Source organism: Rufibacter aurantiacus, assembly GCF_017916345.1.
Taxonomy (GTDB): domain Bacteria; phylum Bacteroidota; class Bacteroidia; order Cytophagales; family Hymenobacteraceae; genus Nibribacter; species Nibribacter roseolus.
Genome location: NZ_JAFMSV010000001.1, coordinates 1,293,428 through 1,318,080, shown reverse-complemented (window position 1 = coordinate 1,318,080; position 24,653 = coordinate 1,293,428). Strand labels below are relative to the sequence as shown.

Here is a 24,653-nt window from a genome sequence, read left to right as displayed (position 1 = left end):
CCAAAGAGCCGGGCCTGTTTTTTGCACCTTTTCTGAAAACCAAGGTCAGAATCTTTTTTGTGCTCCAATGAAGCGTACCTTTAGAGCCTCTTTTAGCTAAAGCCCCTTATATGAGAACTCTACTTAACATCATATTGGTTGTCCTTGTGCTTTTGGCCATAGTTGATGTGCTTTTCTTGATGATGGCCATGGCGTCTGGCCACAATATTCCATCGGAAACAACAAGTAAAGTTCATCTGACCTTCATATCCCTAATGATTTTAATAGCACTTGTGACGTTCTTTAAAAGAAGACACGCCAGACAGAGAAACTAGTAGGCGATAAAGGACTTAATTCCTAATTCTTAATTCACAATTAATAAAGTGGCCCGCATCAAAATAGACCTTCCCGCGCATTTTTCTTTCCAGACCGAGCTGCCCATCCGGATCACCGATCTTAACTATGGCAATCACCTTGGCAACGATGCCTTGTTGAGTCTCCTGCACGAGGCACGGGTACGGTTCCTGAAAGCGCACGGCTACTCAGAAATGGACTTTGCCGGAGCCGGACTGATCATGTCTGATGTGGGCATTGTCTACAAAGGCGAGGGGTTCTACGGCGATGTGCTCACCGTGCAGGTGCAACCTACCGAGTTCAGCAAGTACGGGTTTGACCTGGTTTATCGCCTTTCTAACCAAAACGGCAAGGAAATAGCCCACGCCAAAACCGGTATGCTCTGCTTTGACTACAGTGCCCGCAAACTCCAGACAATTCCGCAGGAAGCACTGGAGCGGCTGGAAACTAAAGCGTAAGATATTTTGTACCTTTGTAGTATGAGTACCACATTGATCCCAGATATAGAGATTCTGAACCGGCAGGACATCCGGAAACTGTCTTTGGACCAACTAAAGGCCTGGATGACGGAAAACGGGGAGAAGCCGTTTCGCGCCAAACAGGTTTACGAGTGGATCTGGAAACTGACGGCTACCTCATTTTCAGAGATGAACAACATCAGTCTGCCACTGCGCGAGAAACTGGAGCGTTCCTTTACCATCAACAGCGTGGAAGTGAACACCAGCCAACGCAGCGACGACTATACCATAAAATCAACGTTCCGGCTGTTTGACGGCAACATCGTGGAAGGCGTGCTCATTCCGCACCCTAAGCGTATGACGGCATGTGTTTCCAGCCAGGTAGGTTGCTCATTGACGTGCTCTTTTTGCGCCACCGGCAAGATGGACCGCATCCGCAACCTCAACGCCGATGAGATCTATGACCAGGTAGTACGCATCAAGGAACAGGCCGAGCAGCACTATGACCGCGCCTTGACCAACATCGTGTACATGGGCATGGGCGAGCCGCTTTTGAACTACGCCAATGTGATGAAGTCTATTGAGCGCATCACCGCGCCCGATGGCCTGAACATGGCGGCCCGCCGCATCACGGTAAGTACCGCCGGTATTGCCAAGATGATCAAGAAGATGGCCGATGACGGTATCAAAGCCAACCTGGCCCTGAGCCTGCACGCCGCCAATGACGTGAAACGCAACGAGATCATGCCCATCAACGAGACCAACTCTCTGGCGGCATTGAAGGAGGCCCTGGTGTATTACCACCAGAAAACCGGCCGGAAGGTGACGTATGAATACATTCTGCTCAGCCACTTCAACGATAACCCTGAGGATGCGCAGGAACTGCTGCAGTTCTCCAAGATCATCCCCTGCAAGGTGAACATCATTGAGTACAACCCCATTGAAGGCGGGCTATTCCAGAAATCAGAAGATGACCGCCTGGAGCCGTTCATGCGCTACCTGGCAGACAGAGGCGTACAGGTGAACGTGCGCCGCAGCCGGGGCAAGGACATTGACGCCGCCTGCGGTCAGTTGGCCATCAAAGACAAGAAAGCAGGAGAGTAATTTTCCAGATAGAATAAAACAGAAAGCGCCACCCCTTGAGGTGGCGCTTTCTGTTTCAGGCCTGTTTTCAGGAAAATCCGTCTAAAACATGTCTAGAGTTGCCGTGGCGAGGTACGCAGCGCATCCCTGATCTCGGTGAGCAGCACTTCTTCTTTGGTGGGTGCAGGCGGAACATCAGGCGAAGCTGCTTTCCGGCGCTTTAGCCGGTTCATCAGTTTTACCACCATGAAAATGGCCAGGGCAATGATGAGAAAGTCAATGATGCTTTGGATGAAGTTTCCGTAGTTCAGGGTGACATCTGTTAACTTCCCGTCCGGGCCCATGACTCCTTGCCGAAGCAACAGTTTAAGGTCTTTGAAATCCACACCTCCTATCAATATTCCCAGCGGCGGCATCAGGATGTCTTCTACCAACGAGGTGACCACTCTCCCAAATGCGGCGCCAATCACAACCCCAACCGCTAAATCAACTACGTTGCCACGCATGGCAAATTCTTTGAACTCAGATGAAATTGACATAAAAGATTGATTATAGGTTAGAAAAAAGAAAAGGAAGCAGCAGCTTAGCCGTAATTAACGGGTTTTCACCACCAACGTTCCGGCTAGCTTGTCATGAAGAGCCTGCTTACGAGAGGTGAAAGCCGCCATGATATAGCCAATCAGTAAGATGATATAAGATAAGATGTTTGCCAGTGACCGGCCCAGAGACCTTCCATAAGAAATGCGGTTTCCTTGCTCATCGGTTACTTTCAGGTTCAGGGCTCTTTTGCCAAGGGTGGCCTGCCAGGATGAGCTTTCCATAACAGATTTGTAAATAGTCCAAAGTGCAAGGGTAATAGTCATGGAGCCAGACATGAAGGAAAGAATCGCAGCTGGGTTGTCTGGTCTAAAGTCGCTTGGGGTAAAGTTGCCAAAAAACATAAATTGAAGGATCCAGTTCGGGATCATCAGCACGAAGCTGTCAATAATCACGGCGACAAACCGAATCCAGAAGCCGGCGTACGCTACCGGCTCTGAAGTTTCATAAATGTCAGAGAAAAAAGAGTCTTGGGTAGTGGTGTTTTCCATAAATGATGGGTTGGTGTTTAGGTTAGTGTGTCTAAATATAGGATAAATTCTACTTAAGGCAACGGCTTGATCCTGATGTTTTTCTGAGTTCTACAGGTGGCTGACTGTTGGGTTGAGCAAAGTTGTTCTGGGCAGAATTTTCTTAAAACAGACCTAAAACGATGAAAAGAAAAAGTCCCGCTGCCTTTTGGGGAGCGGGACTTTCCTTAAAAACGGAGAAGGCTTAGAGAGCCTCTTTTTTCTCCTTGAGCATGATGGCGTCCACGTTCTTGCTCCGGATAAGCTGGTTCAGGGCCGGCAAATCCGTGGCGAAGACCTGGTTCAGCTTCTTCAACTGTTCGTCTATCTGGGCCGTCACTTCCTTCTGGAAGGCATACATCTGGTCGGTAGGGCGGAAATCACCCACCGAGGCCTGGGATGCCAGGTTAGAAAGTTTGTTGTTCAGCCTGATGGGGAAGTTCAGAGGGTCCTGGCCGCTGCGGTTCTTGGTCTGGTACAGCGTTTCCTCCACTTCGGTCATCTTCTTGTTCATCGCCTTGGCGGCATCCAGCACGTCTTTCATGTCCTCGCGGCCTTGGAAGCGGGAAGTCACGCTGTTGATCTGGGTGCGGGCCTCTCGTATTTTGCTGATGGCGTCGTGCGTCTCGGTGAGTTTGTCACGCACCGAGAGCAGGAAGGCATGCTGGGCCTGCAGATCCGCCAGCGGCGTCTGGCTACGTGGGTCCTGGAGGATCACGAACTCGGTTTCCTGCGGCTGGCCGTTCACGGTGAGGCGGGCTTTGTAGGTGCCGGGAGTGGCTTTGGGTCCCTGCGTACCGCCGCCCCACAGAATCATGCCCTCAAACCTGGAGGCCTCGGGGTACACCATGTTCCACACGAAACGGTTCAGGCCGGTTTTCGCGTCTAGTTTGTTCGCAGGCTCCTTGGCTTTGGTATCGTATTTCCGGATCAGCTTGCCGTCTTTCTCCAGAATCTCCAGGGAAATTTTGGAGGTGGAATCCGGAGCGGTGGGAAGGTAGAAATGCACCATCACGCCACCGGGGTGATTCTGGCCTTCAAACTTGAGGTTGGCACCGTTGCTGCCCAAGGTCCGGTAAGTAGGCATGGGCTTGTAGAGGTGGAATTTCTCCTCGGCAATCTGCGGGGTGAGTTGGTGCAGCAGCGTGAGGTCGTCAATGATCCAGAAACCCCGGCCCTGGGTAGCGGCAATGAGGTTGTCTTCCTTGATGGTGAGGTCTGTGATAGGTACCAGCGGCAGGTTCAGGCGGAATGGCTTCCAGGAAGCACCATCGTTGAACGACACGTACATGCCGTACTCAGTGCCGGCGTACAGCAAACCGGCTCTTTTGGGATCTACGCGCACCACGCGGGTAAAATGCGTGGCCGGAATACCGTTGGTGATCTTGGTCCAGGTCTTGCCATAATCCGAGGTCTTGAAGAGCAGCGGCTGGAAATCGCCGGTTTTGTATAAAGTAGCCGCTAAATACATGACGCCTTTCTGGGTGGGGTGCGGTTCCACGCTGTTGATCATGCTCCACTCGGGCAGGGCCTTGGGCGTTACGTTCTTCCAGGTCTTGCCGGCATCGCGGGTCACGTGCACCAGGCCGTCATCCGATCCCGTCCAGATCACGCCTTCCTCCGCCGGAGATTCCATGGCCGCGAAGATGGTGCCGTAATACTCAACGCTGGTGTTGTCTTTGGTGATGGGTCCGCCCGATGGTCCCAGTTTTGACTTGTCGTTGCGCGTGAGATCAGGGCTGATGACTTCCCAACTCTGGCCTTCGTTGGTGGTCACGTGCACGTGGTTAGACGTGGTGTACAACCGATTGGCGTTGTGCGGCGAGAAGAAGATAGGGAAGTTCCACTGGAAACGGTACTTCATACCCTCAGCGCCATGGCCCATGGGATTGTCCGGCCACACGTTGATGGTGCGTTCAAAGCCGGTCTTGTGGTCCAGACTGCCAATGAAGCCGCCGTAGTTTCCGCCGTACACAATCTCGGGGTCTTTGGGGTTCACCGCGATGTGCGCGCTCTCTGAACCGGCGGTTTCTTCCCAGTCATGCAGCCCGATGCTGCGGCCCGAGGTGCGGCTGGCGATCCGGACGGCGCTGTTGTCCTGCTGGGCGCCGTAGATGCGGTACGGGAAGGCGTTATCCGTCACCACGCGGTAAAACTGACCGGTAGGCTGATTGTCTGGGGTACTCCAGTTCACGCCGCCGTCAAAGCTCACCTGGGCGCCTCCGTCATCGGCGATGATCATGCGTTTGGGGTCTTCGGGGGCAATCCAAAGGTCATGGTGGTCGCCGTGCGGCGCGTTGTGGGACTTGAAGGTGCGGCCGCCATCCGTAGAGTGGTGGTAGCTCACGTTCATCACGTACACGCCGTCCTCGTTCTGCGGATCGGCGGTAAGGCGGGTGTAGTACCAGGCCCGCTGGCGCAGGTTACGGTCTTCGTTCACCTTCGTCCAGGTTTCACCGCCGTTCTCAGAGCGGAACAAACCGCCGTCTTCGGCTTCCACCAGGGCCCATACGCGCTGGTTGTTTACCGGTGAGACGGTTACCCCGATGATGCCCAAGGTGCCTTTGGGTAAGCCGGAAGCGCGGGAGATTTCCTTCCAGGTGTCGCCGCCATCGGTGCTTTTCCAGATGCCGGAGCCGGGGCCGCCCGAGGAAAAGCTATAGGGCGTGCGCTGCACCCGCCAGGAGGTGGCGTACAGGTTTCTGGGGTTCACCGGGTCAATGGTGAGGTCTACCACGCCTACCTCGTTGTTCACGAACAGCACGCGCTCCCAGTTCTTGCCGCCGTCTTTGGAGCGGTACACGCCGCGCATGTCATTGGGCGCATAGATGTTGCCCATGGCCGCCGCGTACACCAGATCAGGGTTCTTGGGGTGGATACGCACGCGCGAGATATGCTTGGAGTCTTTCAGCCCGATGTGTTTCCAGGTCAAACCCGCATCCTCAGACTTCCACATCCCGAACCCGCTGGACACGTTGCCGCGCACCGTTTTCTCGCCTTCGCCCACGTAGATCACGTTGGGGTCGGCCTCACTCACGGCCACGGCGCCAATAGAACCCCCGAAGTACTTGTCAGAGATGTTCTCCCAGCTGGAGCCGCCGTCTTTGGTGCGCCACACGCCGCCGCCCGTAGCCCCGAAATAATAGAGGTTCGGCTTGCCCGGCACGCCTGTGACGGTAGCAGAGCGTCCGCCGCGGTACGGCCCGATGGAGCGCCAGGTAAGGCCGCTGTACAGTTTCTCTGGAAAAGGATCCTGTGCCGATTTCTTGCTTTTGGAAGTACTGGATTTGGGTGCTTTCTGAGCCTCTGAGGACAGCGGCGCCAAAAGGGTGAGGCCGCCCAACAACAGCGGAAGACACTGTCGGAAAAGCCGAGGGGGTAAAGGGTTGTGCATGTTTGTTCTGTTTGCGTCGTATGAATTGGAATAGAACCTGTAAGCTACTGAAAATCGGGAACGGGCGGAACAGCCAGCAGGAGTTTTTAAGCTCTTTTCTGTAAAACGGGCCCAAAACAAGATTCAGTTGCGGTGTTGGCCTAATCTTCAGAGAGTTTCGCTTGAAGACGGAAAGGTTAAATCCCGTTTCGACCCCGTTTTCTGGAAAATGGCTCTAAAACAGCAGTCCACATTTTGGGTGTCAATCTAACTTAGGCCATGTGCCTGCCGGGCAGGGGTTCTTTAAATTTTTATATTGAAATCAAGGGAGGATTACTCTGGAATAATAGCTTCTTCTTATATTAAGTCTCTAAAAGAAACCTAACCCCATGAACCCCTCTTTCCCTTATCCTCCTATGCCCCAGGGCGTAGATGAGCGCGTGATTGCCCCCTCGGCGGAGTTTAAAAAAGAAGTTGTCAAAGTAGCCGGCGCCATTGCCTTTTTTGGGCTGGTGTATGTGGCACTAATGGCGGCGGCCGTAGGGCTGGCGGTCCTGTGCGGGTACGCGGGGGTAGCGCTGGTGCTCTTGAAGCCGGCCTTCTTCACGCTCATGATAGGTTTGGGATTAGTGGGCCTGGGGCTGATGGTGCTGTTCTTCCTGCTGAAGTTCATCTTCAAACGCAGCAAGACGGACCGGTCCGGTATGCTGGAAATCACCGAGGCGGATCAGCCGGAGTTGTTCTCTTTTGTCCGGAAGATTACCCAGGAAACCCAGACGCCGTTCCCCAAGAAGATTTACCTCTCTGATGATGTCAACGCGGCCGTATTCTATGATTCCAGCTTCTGGAGCATGTTTCTGCCCGTGAAGAAGAACCTGGTGATTGGGCTGGGGCTGGTGAATTCAGTAAACGTCACGGAGTTCAAGGCCATTCTGGCGCACGAGTTCGGGCACTTTTCCCAACGCAGCATGAAGCTGGGTTCTTACGTGTACAACGTGAACAAAGCCATCCACAACATGCTCTTTGACAACGAAGGCTACGGCAACACCCTCCGGAAATGGTCTGAGCTCAGTTGGTACTTTGCGCTGTTTGCCACGCTCACCGTCAAGATTGTGCAGGGCATCCAGTGGATCTTGCAGAAAGCCTACGTGGTAGTGAACAAACCCTATATGAGCCTGTCGCGGCAGATGGAATTCCACGCCGATTCGGTGGCGGCGTTTGTGACGGGGTCAGAGCCGCTCATCACCAGCCTGCGCCGCATTGAAGCCGCTGATATCTGTTACTCGCAGCTCTTCAACCAGTACAACGCCTGGCTCCAGGAGAACCTCAAAGCCGATAACATGTATCCGCAGCACCGGGAGCTCATGCACCGCTTCGCTATGGATTTTAATATTCCCATGGCGCACGGCCTGTTGCAGGTGACCGCCCAATCGCTGGCCCGATTCAGCCAGAGCCGGCTGGTGATCAAAGACCAGTGGGCCTCGCACCCCAGCACTGATGATCGCGAGGCGCACCTGCTGGCCCTGAACATCCCCACCGTGCTCTTGCATGATTCAGCCTGGGTTCTGTTCCGGGGGGTGGAGCAGGTGCAGCAGCAGATGACCGATAAAATCTACGACCGCGCCAAGTTTGAGCAAGCGCCCCAAACCCTGAACCTGGCCGCTTTCACCCAGAAAATAGCTACGCAGGTGAACGAGCGGAGCCTGGACAAAGCGTACCAGGGTTTCTATGACGACCGCACCCTCAAAGCCTTCGAGCTGGAAGTAGCGGAGTCCCTGGCCGGCGTGCTCCCCAGTTTCCGGTTCGAGGACCTTTTCACCGAGGCCAACTGCAAGCTTCCGGAGAAAATAAGCCAACTGGAAAGAGACCTGCACACCTCCAAACAGCTTCTCCAGGGCGAGCATGACATCAAGACCTTTGACTTCGATGGCCAGAAGTTCAGCATCAAGGAGGCCTCAACCGTGCAGTCTATCCTGGAGAAAGAACTGGAGGAAGCGCAGGCGCAGCTTGACACCCTGGATAAGCAAGTCTACCAGTTCTTTGTGCAGCAGGCGCCCACAGAAGAGAAGAAAGTCGCTCTTACTGCCGCTTACCGCCATCTGTTTGTCGCCACTGTGGAAGCCGAAGAAGACACTAAATCCTATCAGCGCATCTATGAAACCCTGCGCCCGGTCTTTGAGGCAGACATGTCGGTGGAAAAGGCGAAAGTCATCATGGGCGAGGTGAAACAGCAGGAAGAACCTTTGAAGGAACGGCTGCGGAACCTGCTCCAGGACCCCACCTTTGCCCGCTGCCTTACTCCAGACCAGCAAAGCAAACTGGAGAATTACAACGCCAGCGATTATGCCTACTTCACAGAGGAAGGCTTTGACAACACGGCCATCTCTTCCCTCACCGAGACACTGGATATCTTCGTAAACACGGCCTGGGAGAAATGCTTCCAGCTCAAGAAAGAAACGCTGGCCCTCCAGATCACCCTATTACCCATCCGCCAGGAAGAGTCGGTAGCCGGATTGGTGGTGTAAGCCGTTTCAAGGCTGTTTTCCTGAAAACAGCCTTGAAACGGGCTGGCCCTTGCTATAAAGCAGAAAATAGCTTTTGCTTAGGCTAGTATTGAAAGTGAGATAACGTTTAGGGTCTGTTTTTTGAAAATCAGCCCCTAAACAGAAATAAGCAGATTTACTTCTTCTCCATATCGCGCAGCAATCGTACCGTCATGTAACCCAGGCCAAGAGCCAACGCAGCGATAGCCGCCCAAATCAGGATCTTGGAGCTTTGGGGCTGTTTTTGGGATTTCGCCGGTAAAAGGGATTTAACGTTCTGTACCTGAATAGCAGGAATATCCATCGGAATGCTGTCCTGGAAAAACTGCAGGTCGTACTCCGGGGGCATCAATTTCTCGTTCCCGAACTTCAGGGTATAAACTTGGCTGGGTTTCAGCGCGGCAATCAGGTAACGGTTCAGTTGCAGCACCCGCACCGAGTCAATGGTCAAAGGCGGATTGTCGGCGTTCTCAATCTGGATGGTCAGTTCCTCTACTTTTTGGCGCGGCAGGTCTTGCACGGCCGGTGCATTGGAGCTAAGTAACAGCGGCACTGAGATTTGATTCCGGAGGGCGCGGCGTCTTTTCCGGCGATTCCCCCGGTGTACGTTCTGGTCCCCCAGCACTACTTGGCCGGATCGGTGGTACAGCTGTGGTGCCGAGATATAAAAAGCCACCTGCTCTGGGTACACCGGCTGCCCGAACTTCAAGCGTAGATACGTGGTGTGATTTTCGGCGCTGTCTCTGCGGGTAAACGATTGGATGGGAATGCGGGTGTATTTTCCGGCCTCGGAGTAGGTGTCATAGTAGCCTGCCTGCAGGATGTTGAGCGGTGCGCTGACGGAGTCGTTGAGTTGGAGCCGGAAGTAGCGGTAATTGCTCAAAGGAAAATCCAGCAACTTGACCTCGGCGGTGTTTTTGGAGTTTTGGATGGCGTATAACAGGTCCTGTTCCTTGAGCACGTACCAATTCTGCTGGTCATCGCTCCCGCTTAAAGAGACCTGCTTCCGGACCTCGGCATTGCCAATCTGCAGGCTGATGTTGTTGATGCTGCGTTTTCCCGGATTATGCACCAAAAGCTCCGAAACTCCGCCCGGCCGACGGGTATAGGCCAGAATCTGGTATGGTTTGAACAAGGTGCGGTATTGCAGGGGAACCTCAGTGCGTACCAGATACGGCACAGCCTGCCCCTCGGGGTTGAACAACCTCAGGTCCTCTAAGTTAGGTTGAGAATACCCCGTTACCTGCGGAGAAAGCAGGATGCGGTGATAACCTTGTTGGGAGACAGGCGCCAACTGAGCCTGCCAGGCAAAATCCTGCGCATCTGCGGGCAGAAAGCAAAGCAACAATCCGGCAAGAAGGTATAGCAGCTTACTCTTCATGGGGAACAGGGCTTGAATCCAGAGGCTTGGTTTCTCCTTCTAAAATAAGGTTTTTGAGCTTCTGGTACATAAACGAGATGACCAGCAGCAGCACGCCCAGGCAGATAAAGGCTGCGATTTTGCCGCCTTCGGTCATGTCCCGCACATCAAACAGGAAGAGCTTGAGCAGGGTCAGGAAGAATAAGGTAAGCGAGATGATGCGCAGCGTCTTGATTTTCCTGGACATGCCCACCATCATCAAGACAAACGAAATCACGCCCCACAAAATGGGAAAACCAATCTTGCGGATGTGGCCCATGGAGTTGTGTAGCTCGGCAGAAGTAGGGTGCGACTTCAACAGCCACAAATGCACCAACTCAAAGCTGAGAAGGAACACGCTCGCCGCACTGGCCAGCCACAAACTGATTTTCCCCAGCCTGCTGCCAAACCCGAACTGCTGCTGCACCTTTCTGAGCACCGCCGCCAACAAGACAATCAGCGTGAGCAGGGGCAGATAATGACTAAGGAACGCTGATAACGTCTCGGTTTGGTTGAACAGGTACCCATTGCGAATGTAACTGGCCGATGGCTGCAGATTGGTCAGGTACGCCAGCAAACCAACTACGGATAGACCCATGATGATTCTGCCGTAAACGGGATTGGCCAGACGTTGGCTCCAGCCCAACAATCCTAAGAGGAACAGGTAATGGAAGAAGCCCAGCAACTGTATCTGTACATCAACGCTCAGGGTAGAATGGGTGAGTTGGTGTTGCAGTTCCAGTAGAAGCACAAGGTACAGGAAGAGCACCAGCGCCAGGCCTACCAGGGTTCGGTAAATTGTGTAGAACCTGCTGAGAGGAGTGGTTGTGGCTTGTTCCCGCGCCAGCAGCAGCCAGGTTGCGGTCAGGGAGGCGATGACCACCAAACCGGTAATAAAAAGCTTGTTCAGTAGCAGGGGCAAACCTTCGCGGGAGATGGAATAATCCAGCCAATCCATGCTCAGGCTGCCCAGCATCAGGGCCAGCACCAGCACCGAGGCATGTTTCATCAACTGAATCCCCGAGCGCTGCGAGAGCCACAGCAACAAGACTGCCTCCAGCGCCCAGAACAGGGTGATGTAATTCCCCTCCAGCTGAATAGGCGCCGATAAACTCAGGAACGTCAATACAAGGCCAATGAGCAGGTACACCAAATTGCGGTCTACCCGGTTGCTGCGGTAGAGCCCATAGGCAAACACGAAGTTGAAAAGCCCTAGCAGAATAGTGAACAACCCACGGTAACTGCCTCCGGCCACCTGTGACATGACGTACATGCCTACCCCGTAGTACAAAAACGTGTTGCTCAGCAGCATCATAATCTCGGGGCCGGTGAAACGGCGGCGCTCCTTCACGTTGTAAATGATGTTCATCAAAAAGAATACCAGGTAAAAGAGCGTGGCAAAGACCAGGGCACCCGCATACGGAGCGTTGGATACACCCACTACCCTGGTGCTGAACCATCCGCCGTACAGAATGATGGTGAAGACGTAGGCAATCAGATTGAGCAGGTTCCACTTCTTGAAATACGCCAGCACCAGAATGCCCACGTTCAACAGCAGGATAAAGACGAACAGCACGATGTAATTGCCCTCGCCGGTACTTACCATAAACGGACTCCCGAACCCGCCAATCAAGGCCAGCACCGCCAACTCCATCCGGTCATAGGCAATAGACAGGAAGATGGTAAAGCCCGTAATGGCCATCATCAAGATAAAGGCCACCGTCTGGCTGAAAATCTGATATTCATGGAAGGCGATGGCAATGGTGAAGTACAGCACGGCCATGCCACCGCCAATCAGCACGGAGCTGAAGGCCTTGTACTCTTTCCGTAATCGGTGCGCCACGCCCAGCAACGCTCCACCGGCCAGCAACCCAATGGCTACCCGGCCTACTTCATTTATCCAATTCTGGTCAATTGCATACTTCACAAAGAACCCTATGCCCAGCACTAGGATTGCAATCCCCAGTTTGTTGATAAGGTTCTCCCCGATGAACTTCTCCCAGTCCAGTTTGCGGGAGAAGAAAGAAGGCGTTTTAAGGGTATTTTCCTGAAAAGTGACAGTTTCTGATGCCGCGGTGAAGGCCGCCACCGGCACCGGTTCTGGTCTGGGGACAGAAGTTGGGATTTCTGATGGAGAGACAACAGGTGCTGGCGCAGGTGGCACCACCGGCGATGGAGGTACAAGCTTGGGAGGCGCTGGAATTTCTTCAGGCGAAGGAGCAGCCTTGATAGCAGCATCGCGGCGGGCGGCGGCATCAATGGACGGACGAACTGTGGAGCGGCTGAGCTGTTCCCGCAAACGGGCCAACTCCTCGCGTACTTCCTGCATGTCGCGGCGGTGTTGCAGCAAATGATTGGAGACCCTGGAACCGAACCAAAGCGCCAGAACTACCAACACCAAAAGCAGAAATATCTCCATAGAAGCCCCTTATAGTCTAGACTCTATATTACAATATAATCCTGAGAAACAAAGAGCAGTATAGTCACCGGTGCCAAGTGAAATAAGTCACAGAAACTTGTTTTGAGCCTGTTTTCCTGAAATTGACTTAGAATCACTCTTCAACCAGCTCTTTGTTATTGGCCGCTCCAGCCATGGCCCCACCAGCGGTAGCTTCGATTCGAAAACTCGCGCCAGCATTTTAAATTTTGTACACCTATCAACAATCACGCAATCAACAATCACGCAATCAACAATCACGCAATCCTGAAAAATCCTTTAAATCTTGAAAATCCTGCTCCAAACAAAAAAGGCCTCACCTGTAACAGTGAGGCCCTTTCGGCAGATTTAAAATCTAGTTGCTTAGCCGTTGGCTTGGGCGTAACGACGGTTTACTTCGTCCCAGTTGATAAGGTTGAAGAACGCTGTGATATACTCAGGTCTGCGGTTCTGGTATTTCAGGTAGTAAGCGTGCTCCCACACGTCAAGACCCAGGATTGGAACGCCGCCGCAAGAGTCAACACCTTCCATAAGCGGGTTGTCTTGGTTAGCGGTAGAGCAGATGGCAACAGAACCGCCTTCCACGGCGCAAAGCCAGGCCCAGCCAGACCCGAAACGGGTAGTAGCAGCTTTGGTGAATTCTTCTTTGAAGGCATCGTAAGAACCGAAGGCTCTGTCAATGGCCTCGGCTACCGGGCCGGTTGGGTTTCCGCCGCCATTAGGCGCCAGGATGGTCCAGAACAGGTTGTGGTTGTAGAAACCGCCGCCGTTGTTGCGTACGGCTGGTGTCTTGGCCGCATCGCGCAGGATCTCCTCAATAGACTGATTTTCTTTCTCAGTGCCCTGGATCGCATTGTTCAGGTTAGTGGTGTACGCCTGATGGTGCTTGGTATGGTGGATTTCCATGGTCTGACGGTCGATGTGCGGCTCTAGCGCATCGTACGCATACGGAAGTTGCGGAAGTTCAAATGCCATAGTTTTATGTGTTTTTAGTTATAGATTACAATAGTTGTTCCTACATACATACTGTGCGGAACGCGCCAAAGTTAAGATTAAATTCTTTTCGCCCTGAAAAAGTCCGTCATCAATTGGGCGCACTCGTGGGCCATGATGCCGGCCACCAATTCGGTCTTGGGGTGCAGCAGGTTCACGCCAGTGCGGCGATAACCGCGCTTCTCATCGGCGGTGGCGTAGACAATGCGTTTGAGCTGTGACCAGTAGCTGGCACCGGCGCACATGACGCAGGGTTCCACGGTGACGTAGAGGGTGCAGTCGTGCAAATATTTGTTGCCCAGGTGATTGGCGGCGGCAGTGAAAGCCAGCATCTCAGCATGGGCGGTTACGTCGTTGAGTTTCTCGGTCTGGTTGTAGGCGCGCGCGATGATCTTGTTCTGGCACACCACTACCGCGCCAATGGGAATCTCGCCCTCTTCCAGGGCGTATTGCGCTTGCTTATAGGCCTCGCGCATGAAATGTTCGTCTGAATGGATGCTTAACACAAGATGAAGTTAAAGGAAAAATCAACCTATTTCTACTGCCTGCCAGATTCTTTAGTTGTATAGAAAGCATTTCGGGCCTGTTTTCTGCAAAACAGGCCCGAAATAAAGTTATCCGCTTTCCGGCGGTTAAAGGCAGGAAATCTTATTTCACAGTGGCGCTGGCCATGACGGCACGGGCGGTTTCCTGCCATTCCTGCTGCAGTTGCACCGGCGCGTTGAAACTGAAGATGAGCATCTGGTCTTTCTGGAACGTGTACTGAATGAGCGTGTACTTGCGCACGGGCGCCATGTTGCGGCTCCGGCGCTCATCGCGCATGGTGGAGACAAACTCATACACCAGGAAATCGCGGCCGTTAATGGTTTGTTTCTCCTGGCGCAGAAACTGCACCTCGGTGAACATGCGCTGGATGGAGGCCTTGTAGAAAGGCAGCAGGATATTGATGTCGTCGGCAGGGAAAGTGCTGGGGCGCTGGTTCACGCTGATGTCCACGTTACCGTCCGGGCTGGTGTACACGCCCAGAGGCTTGCGGGCCGCCGGGTACTCGCGCGCAATGCCATCGTCTGGCATTACCTCAAAGTTCTGCGGAATAGACAGCGTCACGTTCTTGGCCACTGTCACTTTTTTGAGTTTCGGGGCGAATGCCAGCAGCAGCAAAAGGGGTAAGGCCAGCGTAAGCAGGTATTTTTTATTCATATTCTGGGTAAAGGCATCTAGGTTATGGCTAACAGCCGAATGCAAATATTGGGCCGTTAAGTTCCGGCAGAGCGCAAAGGTAGGCAGAAAGCAATTTTTATGGTGACGCCTAAACGGAAAAAGCCCAACTAAAGTAGCTGGGCATTTATCGGTTGAAGAAAACTTACTTAAAATTTAGCAAGTGGGGAAATGGAGGGGCATTTCTCCGCTTGCGGGAGTGTCTTCTGAACACTCATTCTTATTGGTGTATGAATTTTAAGAAATATTACAAGAATCCCTAATTATTTCTGTTTTTTTTAAAATACATCGATTTCGTTCCGTTGATTTTGCAAAATAACTAGAACAATTGTTCGTTTGTTTAAACAGAAATCCAAACCAGAAGGCAAACGTCTTTTTAGTTTGAATCTTAGGTTTAAGTGCCTACTTTTGCACCAAATAGCTTTATAATATGGAAACAACTGCCCCTGCTCAATATTTACCGGGAGATTATCTTCCAATAGTTATTCAATTTTTGGCGGCTCTTGGTTTTGTGGTGTTCTCAATGGTGGTGACCCACCTGATTGGCCCAAAACGTAAAAGCGCAGTGAAAAACGCCTCCTGGGAGTGTGGTATTGAATCTAAAGGCGATGCTCGTGCCCCAATTTCCATCAAGTATTTCCTGATTGCCATCCTGTTTGTACTTTTTGACGTGGAAGTAATCTTCCTCTATCCTTGGGCCGTGAACTTCAGAGCCTTGGGTCTGGATGGCTTCGTCTGGATGCTCATGTTCATGGGACTGCTCTTGACCGGATTCTACTACGTGATCCGGAAAGGCGTTCTCAAGTGGGAATAGCGTCAATAATCGTCGCAAAGGCGGCAAACTTTTACAAGCGATAACGTGTTCAGAGAGAGGCCGGTTTCTGGCCTGATTTTCTGAAAACCAAGCGAAAACGACTCATGAGCGATAACAATAGCAATTTAACCATGGTAGACGCCCCAGAAGGGGTAGAAGGAACCGGCTTTTTCGCCACTTCCCTGGAGAAAGTAGTAGGCTTGGCCCGTAAGCACTCGTTGTGGCCGTTGCCGTTTGCTACCTCCTGCTGCGGTATTGAGTACATGGCTACCATGGGCTCGCACTATGATATTTCCCGTTTCGGGTCTGAGCGCCCAAGCTTCTCGCCCCGCCAGGCCGATTTGCTGATGGTGATGGGGACCATTGCCAAGAAAATGGGTCCGGTGGTGAAACAGGTGTATGAGCAGATGGCTGAGCCGCGTTGGGTGATTGCCGTAGGCGCCTGCGCTACTAGCGGTGGTATCTTTGACTCATACAGCGTGTTGCAAGGCATTGACCGCATTGTACCGGTAGACGTGTACGTGCCCGGTTGCCCGCCGCGCCCTGAGCAGATTCTGGATGGTTTGATGCGTATCCAGGATTTAGCCGAGAACGAGTCGCTCCGCCGCCGGAACTCCCCGGAATATCAAGCATTACTGGCTTCTTACAACATTAAATAAGGCATGGCCGAACTAACCAACGAACTGCTGGTGCAATCGCTGCAAGAGAAATTTGGCGACCAGTTGTTTGATATCCATGAGCCTTACGGGCTTGTGACCGTGACCACTACCCGGGAAAACATCATCCCTATGCTACAGGCCTTGTATGATGATGCCTTCCTGCAATTCCAGTTCCTGACTACTATGTGCGGTATCCATTACCCAGATAATAAGGGCCAGGAATTAGGCGTGATTTACCACCTGCACAGCCTGGTGCACAACGTGCGGTTGCGCATCAAAATCTTCTTCCCTGAAGATGATGCCGTGGTGCCTACCGCTACCAACCTGTACGCCACCGCCAACTGGATGGAGCGTGAAACCTTTGACTTCTACGGCATCCGCTTTGAAGGGCACCCCAACCTTATCCGCATTCTCAATGTGGAGGAGATGGAGGCGTTTCCTATGCGCAAAGAGTTTCCGCTGGAAGACCAGACCCGCGAAGACAAGATTAATACCTTCTTCGGAAGATAAACCTTATAAATGCCAACGGCTTTGTTTACAAGACAAGGCCGCCGGCGTTTCTGCTTACTACTAAGTTCCCACATGGAGTTAGCCAAACAGAATACACAGATAGTTACCCCAGATTCCTACATGCAGGAGCTCACCACCCTGAATTTAGGACCTACGCACCCCGCCACGCACGGCATCTTCCAGAATATCCTGCAAATGGATGGCGAGAAGATTGTGTCTGGCGTGCCGACAATTGGGTACATTCACCGCGCCTTCGAGAAAATCGCGGAGCGCCGTAACTTCTACCAGATTACCCCGCTCACCGACCGCATGAACTACTGCTCCTCGCCCATCAACAACATGGGCTGGTGGATGACAGTGGAGAAGCTGTTGGGCGTGACCGTTCCCAAGCGTGCCGAGTACATCCGGGTAATCGTAATGGAACTGGCCCGTATTGCTGACCACTTGATTTGTAACTCGATTCTAGGGGTGGATACCGGAGCCTTCACCGGCTTCTTGTACGTTTTCCAGGAAAGAGAGAAAATCTACGAAATCTACGAGGAAATCTGCGGTGCCCGCTTGACCACCAACATGGGTAGAGTAGGCGGTATGGAGCGTGATTTATCTCCGGTAGCCATCCAGAAAATCAGAGATTTCCTGCGTGATTTCCCGAAAGTGATGCGTGAGTTTGAAACCATGTTCAACCGTAACCGGATCTTCATTGACCGGGTGGAGAACGTGGGCCCCATCACTGCTGAGCGTGCCTTGAACTACGGCTTCACGGGTCCTAACCTGCGTGCTGCGGGTGTGGATTACGATGTGCGCGTCATGAATCCTTACTCTTCTTACCAGGACTTCGATTTTGAGATTCCGGTAGGTACCAAGGGAGATACTTATGACCGTTTCATGGTCCGTAACGAGGAAATCTGGCAGAGCTTGCGCATAATTCAGCAAGCCATGGACAACCTGCCTGAAGGTCCGTTCCACGCTGATGCGCCGGAGTTCTACCTGCCGCCAAAGCAGGAGGTGTACCGCAACATGGAAGCGCTTATCTATCACTTCAAGATTGTAATGGGTGAGATTGACGCTCCGGCTGGTGAGGTCTACCACTCGGTGGAAGGCGGAAACGGCGAACTTGGTTTCTACCTGGTGTCTGACGGAGGCCGCACGCCGTACCGTTTGCACTTCAGAAGACCTTGCTTCATCTATTACCAGGCCTATCCGGAGATGGTGGTGGGCACGCAGTTGTCAGATGCCATCGTGATCCTTTCTTCTATGAACGTGATCGCCGGCGAGCTGGACGCTTAAGCCATTCTTATTAGAAACAGATTATTCCAAGCCTGCCACAAGGCAGCTTTATATACCGACCATTGACCAAATGGATCAAACAGCAAGCGTAAATCAAGTACAGTTCTCGGAAGGGGCTATGGCCGAAATCCGGCGCTATCTTTCCCATTATCCCGCTGACCGTCAGAAATCAGCCATTTTGCCTATCCTGCACATCGCGCAAGCGGAGTTTGGCGGCTGGGTAAGCCCCGAGGTAATGGACAAAGTGGCCGAGATCCTGAACATCCAACCCATAGAAGTATACGAGGTAGCCACCTTCTATACCATGTTCAACCTGAAGCCGGTAGGCAAGCACGTGCTGGAAGTATGCCGCACGGGTCCTTGCATGCTGCGGGGTTCTGACCAACTCATTGAGCACCTGGAGAACCGTCTGGGCTGCAAAGTGGGCGAGACCTCTGCCGACGGAAACTTCACCCTGAAGACTGTGGAATGCCTGGCCTCTTGCGGCACGGGCCCCATGTTGCAGGTGAGAGAACAATTCTACGAAAACCTGGATGCCGCCAGCGCCGACCAGATGCTGGAAGACCTGAAAGCCTTAACCGTAAGGAAACCATGGGAAGAAAATTATTAACTGAACATATCAACGTTGAAGGCATCCAAACCTTTGACGTGTACCGCAAGCACGGCGGCTACGCCTCGGTAGAGAAGGCTTTGAAAACCATGACCCCTGAGGAAGTGGTGGAAGAAGTGAAAGCCTCGGGCTTGAGAGGACGGGGTGGTGCCGGATTCCCTACCGGGATGAAGTGGAGCTTTTTAGCCAAGCCAGAAGGCAAGCCGCGCTATTTAGTTTGCAACGCCGATGAATCAGAGCCTGGTACTTTCAAAGACCGGTATCTGATGGAGAAACTGCCGCACCTGTTGATTGAGGGAATGATTACCTCCAGCTACGCGTTGGGTGCCCGTACCTCTTATATCTACATCCGCGGAGAGTTATTGTATGTGCTTCGCATTCTGGAGAAAGCCATTGCTGAAGCATATGCCAATGGCTTCTTGGGCGAGAACATCTTAGGAAGCGGTTACTCACTTGACTTGCACGTGCACCCAGGCGGGGGGGCGTACATCTGCGGTGAAGAAACAGCGTTGCTGGAATCTCTGGAAGGTAAGCGCGGGAACCCGCGTAACAAGCCTCCGTTCCCGGCGGTTTGGGGTCTTTACGGCTGCCCAACCGTGGTGAACAACGTGGAGTCTATTGCTACTGTTCCGTGGATTATCACCAACACCGCTGCTGAATACGCTAAGTTCGGGATTGGCCGTAGCGCCGGTACCAAACTGATTTCTGCGGGTGGTAACATCAACAAGCCAGGCGTGTACGAGATTGAGTTGGGTGTTCCCGTAGAGGAATTCATCTACTCAGACGAGTACTGCGGCGGTATCTGGAAAGGCCGTGACATGAAAGCAGTCATTGCCGGAGGTTCTTCCGTTCCGATTCTGCCGAAAGAATTGATTCTGAAAACCGCAGCCGGTGAAGATAGATTGATGACCTACGAGTCGCTGTCTGATGGAGGTTTCGCCACAGGTACCATGTTGGGTTCCGGCGGATTCTTCGTGATGGATGACCAGACCTGTATCGTGCGCCACACCTGGACCCTTGCCCGTTTCTACCACCACGAGTCGTGCGGACAATGCAGCCCGTGCCGTGAAGGAACCGGTTGGATGGAGAAAGTATTGCACCGCATCGAGCACGGCCACGGCCACATGCACGACATCGACCTATTGGTAAGTGTTGCCAAGCAGATAGAAGGAAATACCATCTGTCCGTTGGGTGATGCGGCTGCCTGGCCAGTTGCGGCAGCGGTTCGTCACTTCCGCGAGGAGTTTGAGTGGCACGTGAAACACCCTCAGGCCGCTACGGCGCCAGGTGCGGTGTTCAACAAAGCTGAATCTGTATTAGCATAAATATCCGTTTCAGGCCTGTTTTACAGAAAGCAGGCCTGAAACACATCATTAGAGGAGTCGCTTCTAAGTTCTTTTTAAGAGGGTTAGCCCTTGTGCCACATGGAGCTTTTCATCAATGACAATCAGCTTGTATTTGAACATTCCTCTACAAACAAGTGGGCGGTTGAGATTGACAAGATTAGACTCATTGGTGAATACACCACGGCAGATGGACCTTGGCTGGATGATTATTTTTTTGTCTTCGCAGAAAAAGAGGATGAATGGTATGAAGCTCCAAATGAAGCCGTGAAGAACCATGATTTTTGGGAAATCTTGAGCGAAAAGCTAAACTTTAAAGTTGCTCCAAGCTTGTTTGCCTCAACGCAATGGGATTCAAAGGTTTTATTTCCGAAGGATATGAAGGGACAGAAGTTGTTCCAAGTTATAACGGAAAAGAAACCTGCAAGAACACTCTGGCAAAAGCTTATGGGAAGCAGCGCTAAAACTGAAAAGATTGCCTTTGCAGAGAATGTGAAGAAGATCTTCAATTAAAAGTGAATAATTAATTGCCGTTTAGAGGCCGTTTTCTTTAAAATCGGCTCCAAACAGAAATACATATAAATAGCCTGTTGCTGGGTGTTAAAACAATTGACAACCAGCAATCAACAATAAATTTAACATGGTAAAAATAACGTTTGATGGCATAGAGGTGGAGGTAGAGGAAGGAACTACCATCCTCAACGCAGCCCGTAAAATCGGCGGCGAGGTGGTGCCCCCAGCCATGTGCTACTATACCCCTTTAAAAGGAACCGGCGGAAAATGCCGCGCCTGTATGGTGAAGGTGGCGGCCGGTTCCGCGAAAGACCCGCGCCCGATGCCTAAACTGGTAGCGAGCTGCATTACTCCGGTACAAGACGGCATGGTGGTGGAAAACACGACCAACCCAGATGTATTGGCCGCCCGCAAAGGCGTGGTAGAGATGCTGTTAATTAATCACCCACTGGATTGCCCTATCTGCGACCAGGCCGGAGAGTGTGATTTGCAGAACTTCGCGTACGAGCACGGCACGTCCGGCACCCGTTACGAAGAAGAGCGCCGCACCTTTGATAAAATCGACATCGGGCCGTTGGTGCAATTGCACATGACGCGTTGCATCCTTTGCTACCGTTGCGTGTACACCGCCGACCAGTTAACCGAGAAGCGTGTGCACGGCGTGTTAGGCCGCGGCGATGCCGCTGAGATTGGAACCTACGTTGAAAACATCATCGATAACGAATTCTCCGGAAACGTCATTGACGTGTGCCCGGTAGGTGCTTTGACGGACAAGACCTTCCGCTTCAAAAACCGCGTGTGGTTCACCAAACCGGTAGATGCGCACCGCGATTGCCCTACTTGCTCCGGTAAAGTGGTGTTGTGGATGCGCGGTAACGACGTGCTGCGCGTGACGGCCCGCAAGGACGAGTACAACGAGGTACAGGAGTTCATCTGTAATACCTGCCGCTTTGACAAGAAAGACCCGAACGACTGGACCATTGAAGGACCGCGCAAGATTGCCCGTACTTCGGTGATTTCTGCTAACCATTACGAGTTACCGGTGCTGAACGTAGACGTGATTCCGAACTTACCAGGATCCACCGAAGAAGACTTACAATCCACTCCTTTTAACCTAGGAAGACAAGTATAATGGAGCTATCCTTATTATTAATCAAAGGGCTCATCATCTTTGCCGTTTTCGGTATTACGTTGCTGATTGCCACTTACTCCACCTACGCTGAGCGAAAAGTGGCAGCCTTCATTCAGGACCGTGTAGGCCCTAACCGTGCCGGTCCGTTTGGTCTGGCGCAGCCGTTGGCAGATGCGGTGAAACTGTTCTTCAAAGAAGAGTTTGTGCCGGCTAACGCGAACAAGTTCCTGTTCATTGCCGGTCCTTCGCTGGCTATGTTAACGGCCTGTATGTCCAGCGCGGTGATTCCGTTTGGCGGTACCTTAATCATTGGCGGTGAGGCTATTCACTTACAGGCTATTGAGGTGAACATCGGGATTCTATACGTGTTCGGGATTGTGGCTTTGGGAGTGTACGGCATCATGATTGGCGGTTGGGCTTCCAATAACAAGTTTTCCTTGTTAGGCGCTATCCGGGCGGCTTCACAGAACATCAGCTACGAACTGGCCATGGGTATGTCTATCATTGCCTTGTTGCTGGTAACCGGTACGCTTTCAATGCGTGACATCGCGGCGCAGCAAGGACAAGAGCTGTTTGGGGTATCTGGGTTGAACTGGAACATCTTCTATCAGCCGGTAGGCTTCCTGATTTTCATTATCTGTGCCTTCGCCGAGACCAACCGCGTGCCTTTTGACTTACCGGAGTGCGAGACCGAACTGGTAGGTGGGTACCACACCGAGTATAGCTCCATGGGCATGGGCTTGTACCTGTTCGCAGAGTACGTGAACATCTTCGTGGCCTCGGCGGTAATGGCTACCCTTTATTTTGGCGGGTACAACTTCCCGTTCATGAACCAGTTAGGTTTGCCGCACAACGTGGTGACCATCCTGGGAACGGTAGTGTTGTTCGCTAAAATCTTCTTCTTCATCTTCTTCTTCATGTGGGTACGCTGGACCTTGCCGCGTTTCCGCTATGACCAGTTGATGAACCTAGGCTGGAAAATCTTGATTCCGTTGTCCATCGCCAACGTGATTATCACCGGCGGAGCCATTCTGTTAAAAGCAGAGTTGTTCTAAGCACCCTATGAGTAGGAGAGGAGTTTACGCTCCTCTGCCCATCTTTTAAAGAGTATAAGAGACATGCAATCACTTAGTAATAGAGCGAAAAAGCTGGAGAAGAAACCCATGAATTTTTCCGAGAGAATGTATCTCCCGGCAATTTTCCAGGGTTTGTCTATCACCATGCGTCACTTCTTCAAGAAGAAGGCGACCATTAAATACCCAGAAGAAACCCGCCCGATGAGTGCGGTGTGGCGTGGTTTGCACGTGTTAAAGCGTGACGAGAAAGGCAGAGAGCGTTGCACGGCCTGCGGTCTGTGCGCAGTGGCTTGTCCGGCTGAGGCCATTACCATGGTAGCCGGTGAGCGCAAGCGGGGCGAGGAGCATCTGTACCGCGAGGAGAAATATGCGATTAGCTACGAGATTAACATGTTGCGTTGCATTTTCTGCGGCCTGTGCGAAGAAGCCTGCCCTAAAGCGGCCATCTTCCTGCAGAACGACAAAGTGGCTCCGGCCCGCTACGAGCGCGATGAGTTCATCTACGGCAAAGACCGTCTGGTAGAGCCCATGCCTATTCAAAACCAATAATCCGCAGCCACGCGCTATTTATCATTCCTAACTATGACGGGTAATTTCTTTTACTTTCTCACTTTCTTAACGCTGTTCGCGGCCATTGGGGTAGTTGCCTCTAAAAACCCGGTGTACAGCGTTTTGTTCATGATTCTGACGTTCTTCGCCTTAACTGGGCACTACATTCTTTTGAATGCCCAGTTCCTGGCGGCGGTAAACTTTATTGTGTACATGGGCGCCATCATGGTGTTGTTCCTCTTCGTGATTATGTTCCTGAACATGCGCGAAGACACCGAGCAGCACAAGCCTTTGCTGAGCAAGATTGCCGCGGCCATTGCCGGGGGTATCCTGTTTGTGGTGATGATTGCCGCCTTGAAGGACGTGAATACCCAAATGAAAGCTACCGCTGTGTTTGATTCGCAGATTGGCATGGTGGAGAACCTGGGGAAAGTGCTTTTCAGAGATTACCTGTTGCCGTTTGAGTTGGCATCAGTTCTGTTCCTGGCGGCTATGGCCGGCGCGGTGATGCTGGGCAAGCGTGAGCCGGGCGAGCAAAATAGATTCTAAGTCTCTTTCAAGAGGCTGAAAAAGGACAGCTATCCACGTTGTCCTTTTTTATTGTCGCTGCTCCTGAATTTCGTTTAGAGCCTCCTTTTTAGAAAACAGGCTTAAAATAGAAATGCAGTGCTGGCAAATAGGCATCTGTTTTAAGGCCGCTTTTCTAAAAACGGCCTCAAAACACTAAGATAAGAACACGGGCTACACTGCAGAGGGTGGCATTTTATATGGTATTACCAAAAAATGGGAATAACTTTGGCCGCTGTTGTCACAGCAAAGCCAAAGCCGTTTTCAAGAACGATTATAAAGCATGAACGAAATTCCTGAGGTCATAAGGACCATTCCGCTGAACTATTACCTGTATTTCAGCACCGCTCTTTTCTGTATCGGGATTATTGGGGTACTCACCCGCCGCAACGCCATCATTATCTTTATGTGCATTGAGTTGATGCTCAATTCAGTGAACCTGTTGCTGACGGCTTTCTCGTCTTATCGCTCAGACCCCAACGGGCAGATTTTCGTGTTTTTCATCATGGCGGTGGCTGCCGCCGAGGTGGCCGTGGGTTTGGCCATTATTGTGATGATTTACCGGAACGTGCGCTCCACCGACATCAACATCCTGAACAAGCTGAAATGGTAAAGCGGTTTGCCGCTCTGCTGAATCTCTAAAGAATACC

At 52.2% G+C, this 24,653-nt stretch carries 23 protein-coding genes; 15 read left to right on the top strand and 8 right to left on the bottom strand.

Annotated elements, in window-relative coordinates:
• The first annotated feature begins 362 nt into the window (after positions 1–362).
• Positions 363–791, top strand: a complete 429-nt coding sequence (locus J3P34_RS05385) for an acyl-CoA thioesterase (protein ID WP_210486813.1) — start codon at positions 363–365, stop codon at positions 789–791.
• A gap of 21 nt (positions 792–812) precedes the next feature.
• Entirely contained in the window at positions 813–1,895 is a 1,083-nt protein-coding gene (rlmN, locus tag J3P34_RS05380; RefSeq protein ID WP_210466744.1) for a dual-specificity RNA methyltransferase RlmN, read from the top strand.
• A 92-nt stretch (positions 1,896–1,987) separates the two neighbouring features.
• Here rlmN and mscL read toward each other — a convergent pair whose 3' ends face one another.
• From mscL to J3P34_RS05365, 3 genes are all read right to left on the bottom strand, one after another.
• On the bottom strand, positions 1,988–2,413 hold the full coding sequence (gene mscL, locus J3P34_RS05375) for a large-conductance mechanosensitive channel protein MscL (protein WP_210466743.1): 426 nt from the start codon (positions 2,411–2,413) through the stop codon (positions 1,988–1,990).
• Positions 2,414–2,467: 54 nt separating this feature from the next.
• Entirely contained in the window at positions 2,468–2,962 is a 495-nt protein-coding gene (locus tag J3P34_RS05370; RefSeq protein ID WP_210486812.1) for an RDD family protein, read from the bottom strand.
• Between the two features lie 223 nt (positions 2,963–3,185).
• Positions 3,186–6,374: a WD40/YVTN/BNR-like repeat-containing protein gene (locus tag J3P34_RS05365; RefSeq protein ID WP_210486811.1), complete on the bottom strand. Its 3,189-nt coding sequence runs from the start codon at positions 6,372–6,374 to the stop codon at positions 3,186–3,188.
• Positions 6,375–6,742: 368 nt separating this feature from the next.
• Between J3P34_RS05365 and J3P34_RS05360 the strand changes: the two genes are divergently transcribed.
• A complete protein-coding gene (locus J3P34_RS05360; protein ID WP_210486810.1) occupies positions 6,743–8,878 on the top strand; it encodes a M48 family metalloprotease in 2,136 nt (711 codons plus the stop codon).
• A gap of 154 nt (positions 8,879–9,032) precedes the next feature.
• Here J3P34_RS05360 and J3P34_RS05355 read toward each other — a convergent pair whose 3' ends face one another.
• The 5 genes from J3P34_RS05355 to J3P34_RS05335 form a co-directional block, all read right to left on the bottom strand.
• Entirely contained in the window at positions 9,033–10,277 is a 1,245-nt protein-coding gene (locus tag J3P34_RS05355) for a hypothetical protein (protein WP_210486808.1), read from the bottom strand.
• Complete coding sequence (locus J3P34_RS05350; RefSeq protein WP_246853541.1) at positions 10,267–12,714, bottom strand: DUF2339 domain-containing protein; 2,448 nt, start codon at positions 12,712–12,714, stop codon at positions 10,267–10,269. The genes J3P34_RS05355 and J3P34_RS05350 overlap by 11 nt, the downstream gene beginning before the upstream one ends.
• A gap of 381 nt (positions 12,715–13,095) precedes the next feature.
• Positions 13,096–13,707 (bottom strand): superoxide dismutase, encoded by a 612-nt coding sequence (locus J3P34_RS05345; RefSeq protein ID WP_210466736.1) that lies wholly within the window; start codon positions 13,705–13,707, stop codon positions 13,096–13,098.
• A 77-nt stretch (positions 13,708–13,784) separates the two neighbouring features.
• Positions 13,785–14,231 carry a nucleoside deaminase gene (locus tag J3P34_RS05340; RefSeq protein WP_317195414.1) on the bottom strand — a complete coding sequence of 149 codons (447 nt, stop codon included), beginning with the start codon at positions 14,229–14,231 and terminating at the stop codon, positions 13,785–13,787.
• 142 nt (positions 14,232–14,373) lie between these two features.
• Entirely contained in the window at positions 14,374–14,925 is a 552-nt protein-coding gene (locus tag J3P34_RS05335) for a hypothetical protein (RefSeq protein WP_210466735.1), read from the bottom strand.
• A 448-nt stretch (positions 14,926–15,373) separates the two neighbouring features.
• Here J3P34_RS05335 and J3P34_RS05330 point away from each other — a divergent pair, with 448 nt between their 5' ends.
• From J3P34_RS05330 to nuoK, 12 genes are all read left to right on the top strand, one after another.
• Positions 15,374–15,757: an NADH-quinone oxidoreductase subunit A gene (locus J3P34_RS05330; RefSeq protein ID WP_210466734.1), complete on the top strand. Its 384-nt coding sequence runs from the start codon at positions 15,374–15,376 to the stop codon at positions 15,755–15,757.
• Between the two features lie 104 nt (positions 15,758–15,861).
• Positions 15,862–16,416 carry an NADH-quinone oxidoreductase subunit B gene (locus J3P34_RS05325; RefSeq protein WP_062543819.1) on the top strand — a complete coding sequence of 185 codons (555 nt, stop codon included), beginning with the start codon at positions 15,862–15,864 and terminating at the stop codon, positions 16,414–16,416.
• A 3-nt stretch (positions 16,417–16,419) separates the two neighbouring features.
• Positions 16,420–16,926, top strand: coding sequence for an NADH-quinone oxidoreductase subunit C (locus J3P34_RS05320; RefSeq protein ID WP_210466733.1), 507 nt, complete (start codon positions 16,420–16,422; stop codon positions 16,924–16,926).
• Between the two features lie 72 nt (positions 16,927–16,998).
• Positions 16,999–18,213, top strand: coding sequence for an NADH dehydrogenase (quinone) subunit D (gene nuoD, locus J3P34_RS05315; RefSeq protein WP_210486806.1), 1,215 nt, complete (start codon positions 16,999–17,001; stop codon positions 18,211–18,213).
• A gap of 70 nt (positions 18,214–18,283) precedes the next feature.
• On the top strand, positions 18,284–18,823 hold the full coding sequence (locus J3P34_RS05310) for an NADH-quinone oxidoreductase subunit NuoE family protein (RefSeq protein ID WP_210466731.1): 540 nt from the start codon (positions 18,284–18,286) through the stop codon (positions 18,821–18,823).
• Entirely contained in the window at positions 18,805–20,148 is a 1,344-nt protein-coding gene (gene nuoF / locus J3P34_RS05305; protein WP_210486804.1) for an NADH-quinone oxidoreductase subunit NuoF, read from the top strand. Before J3P34_RS05310 ends, nuoF begins: the two co-directional genes overlap by 19 nt.
• A 99-nt stretch (positions 20,149–20,247) precedes the next feature.
• Positions 20,248–20,679, top strand: a complete 432-nt coding sequence (locus tag J3P34_RS05300) for a hypothetical protein (protein WP_210486802.1) — start codon at positions 20,248–20,250, stop codon at positions 20,677–20,679.
• Positions 20,680–20,806: 127 nt separating this feature from the next.
• Positions 20,807–21,811 carry an NADH-quinone oxidoreductase subunit G gene (locus J3P34_RS05295; RefSeq protein ID WP_210466730.1) on the top strand — a complete coding sequence of 335 codons (1,005 nt, stop codon included), beginning with the start codon at positions 20,807–20,809 and terminating at the stop codon, positions 21,809–21,811.
• Complete coding sequence (gene nuoH / locus J3P34_RS05290) at positions 21,811–22,866, top strand: NADH-quinone oxidoreductase subunit NuoH (RefSeq protein WP_210486800.1); 1,056 nt, start codon at positions 21,811–21,813, stop codon at positions 22,864–22,866. Before J3P34_RS05295 ends, nuoH begins: the two co-directional genes overlap by 1 nt.
• Positions 22,867–22,974: 108 nt before the next feature.
• Positions 22,975–23,436 carry a NuoI/complex I 23 kDa subunit family protein gene (locus tag J3P34_RS05285; protein WP_210466728.1) on the top strand — a complete coding sequence of 154 codons (462 nt, stop codon included), beginning with the start codon at positions 22,975–22,977 and terminating at the stop codon, positions 23,434–23,436.
• Positions 23,437–23,469: 33 nt separating this feature from the next.
• Positions 23,470–23,985, top strand: a complete 516-nt coding sequence (locus J3P34_RS05280) for an NADH-quinone oxidoreductase subunit J family protein (RefSeq protein WP_210486798.1) — start codon at positions 23,470–23,472, stop codon at positions 23,983–23,985.
• Positions 23,986–24,286: 301 nt separating this feature from the next.
• Positions 24,287–24,616 carry an NADH-quinone oxidoreductase subunit NuoK gene (gene nuoK, locus J3P34_RS05275; protein WP_210486796.1) on the top strand — a complete coding sequence of 110 codons (330 nt, stop codon included), beginning with the start codon at positions 24,287–24,289 and terminating at the stop codon, positions 24,614–24,616.
• Positions 24,617–24,653 lie beyond the last annotated feature (37 nt).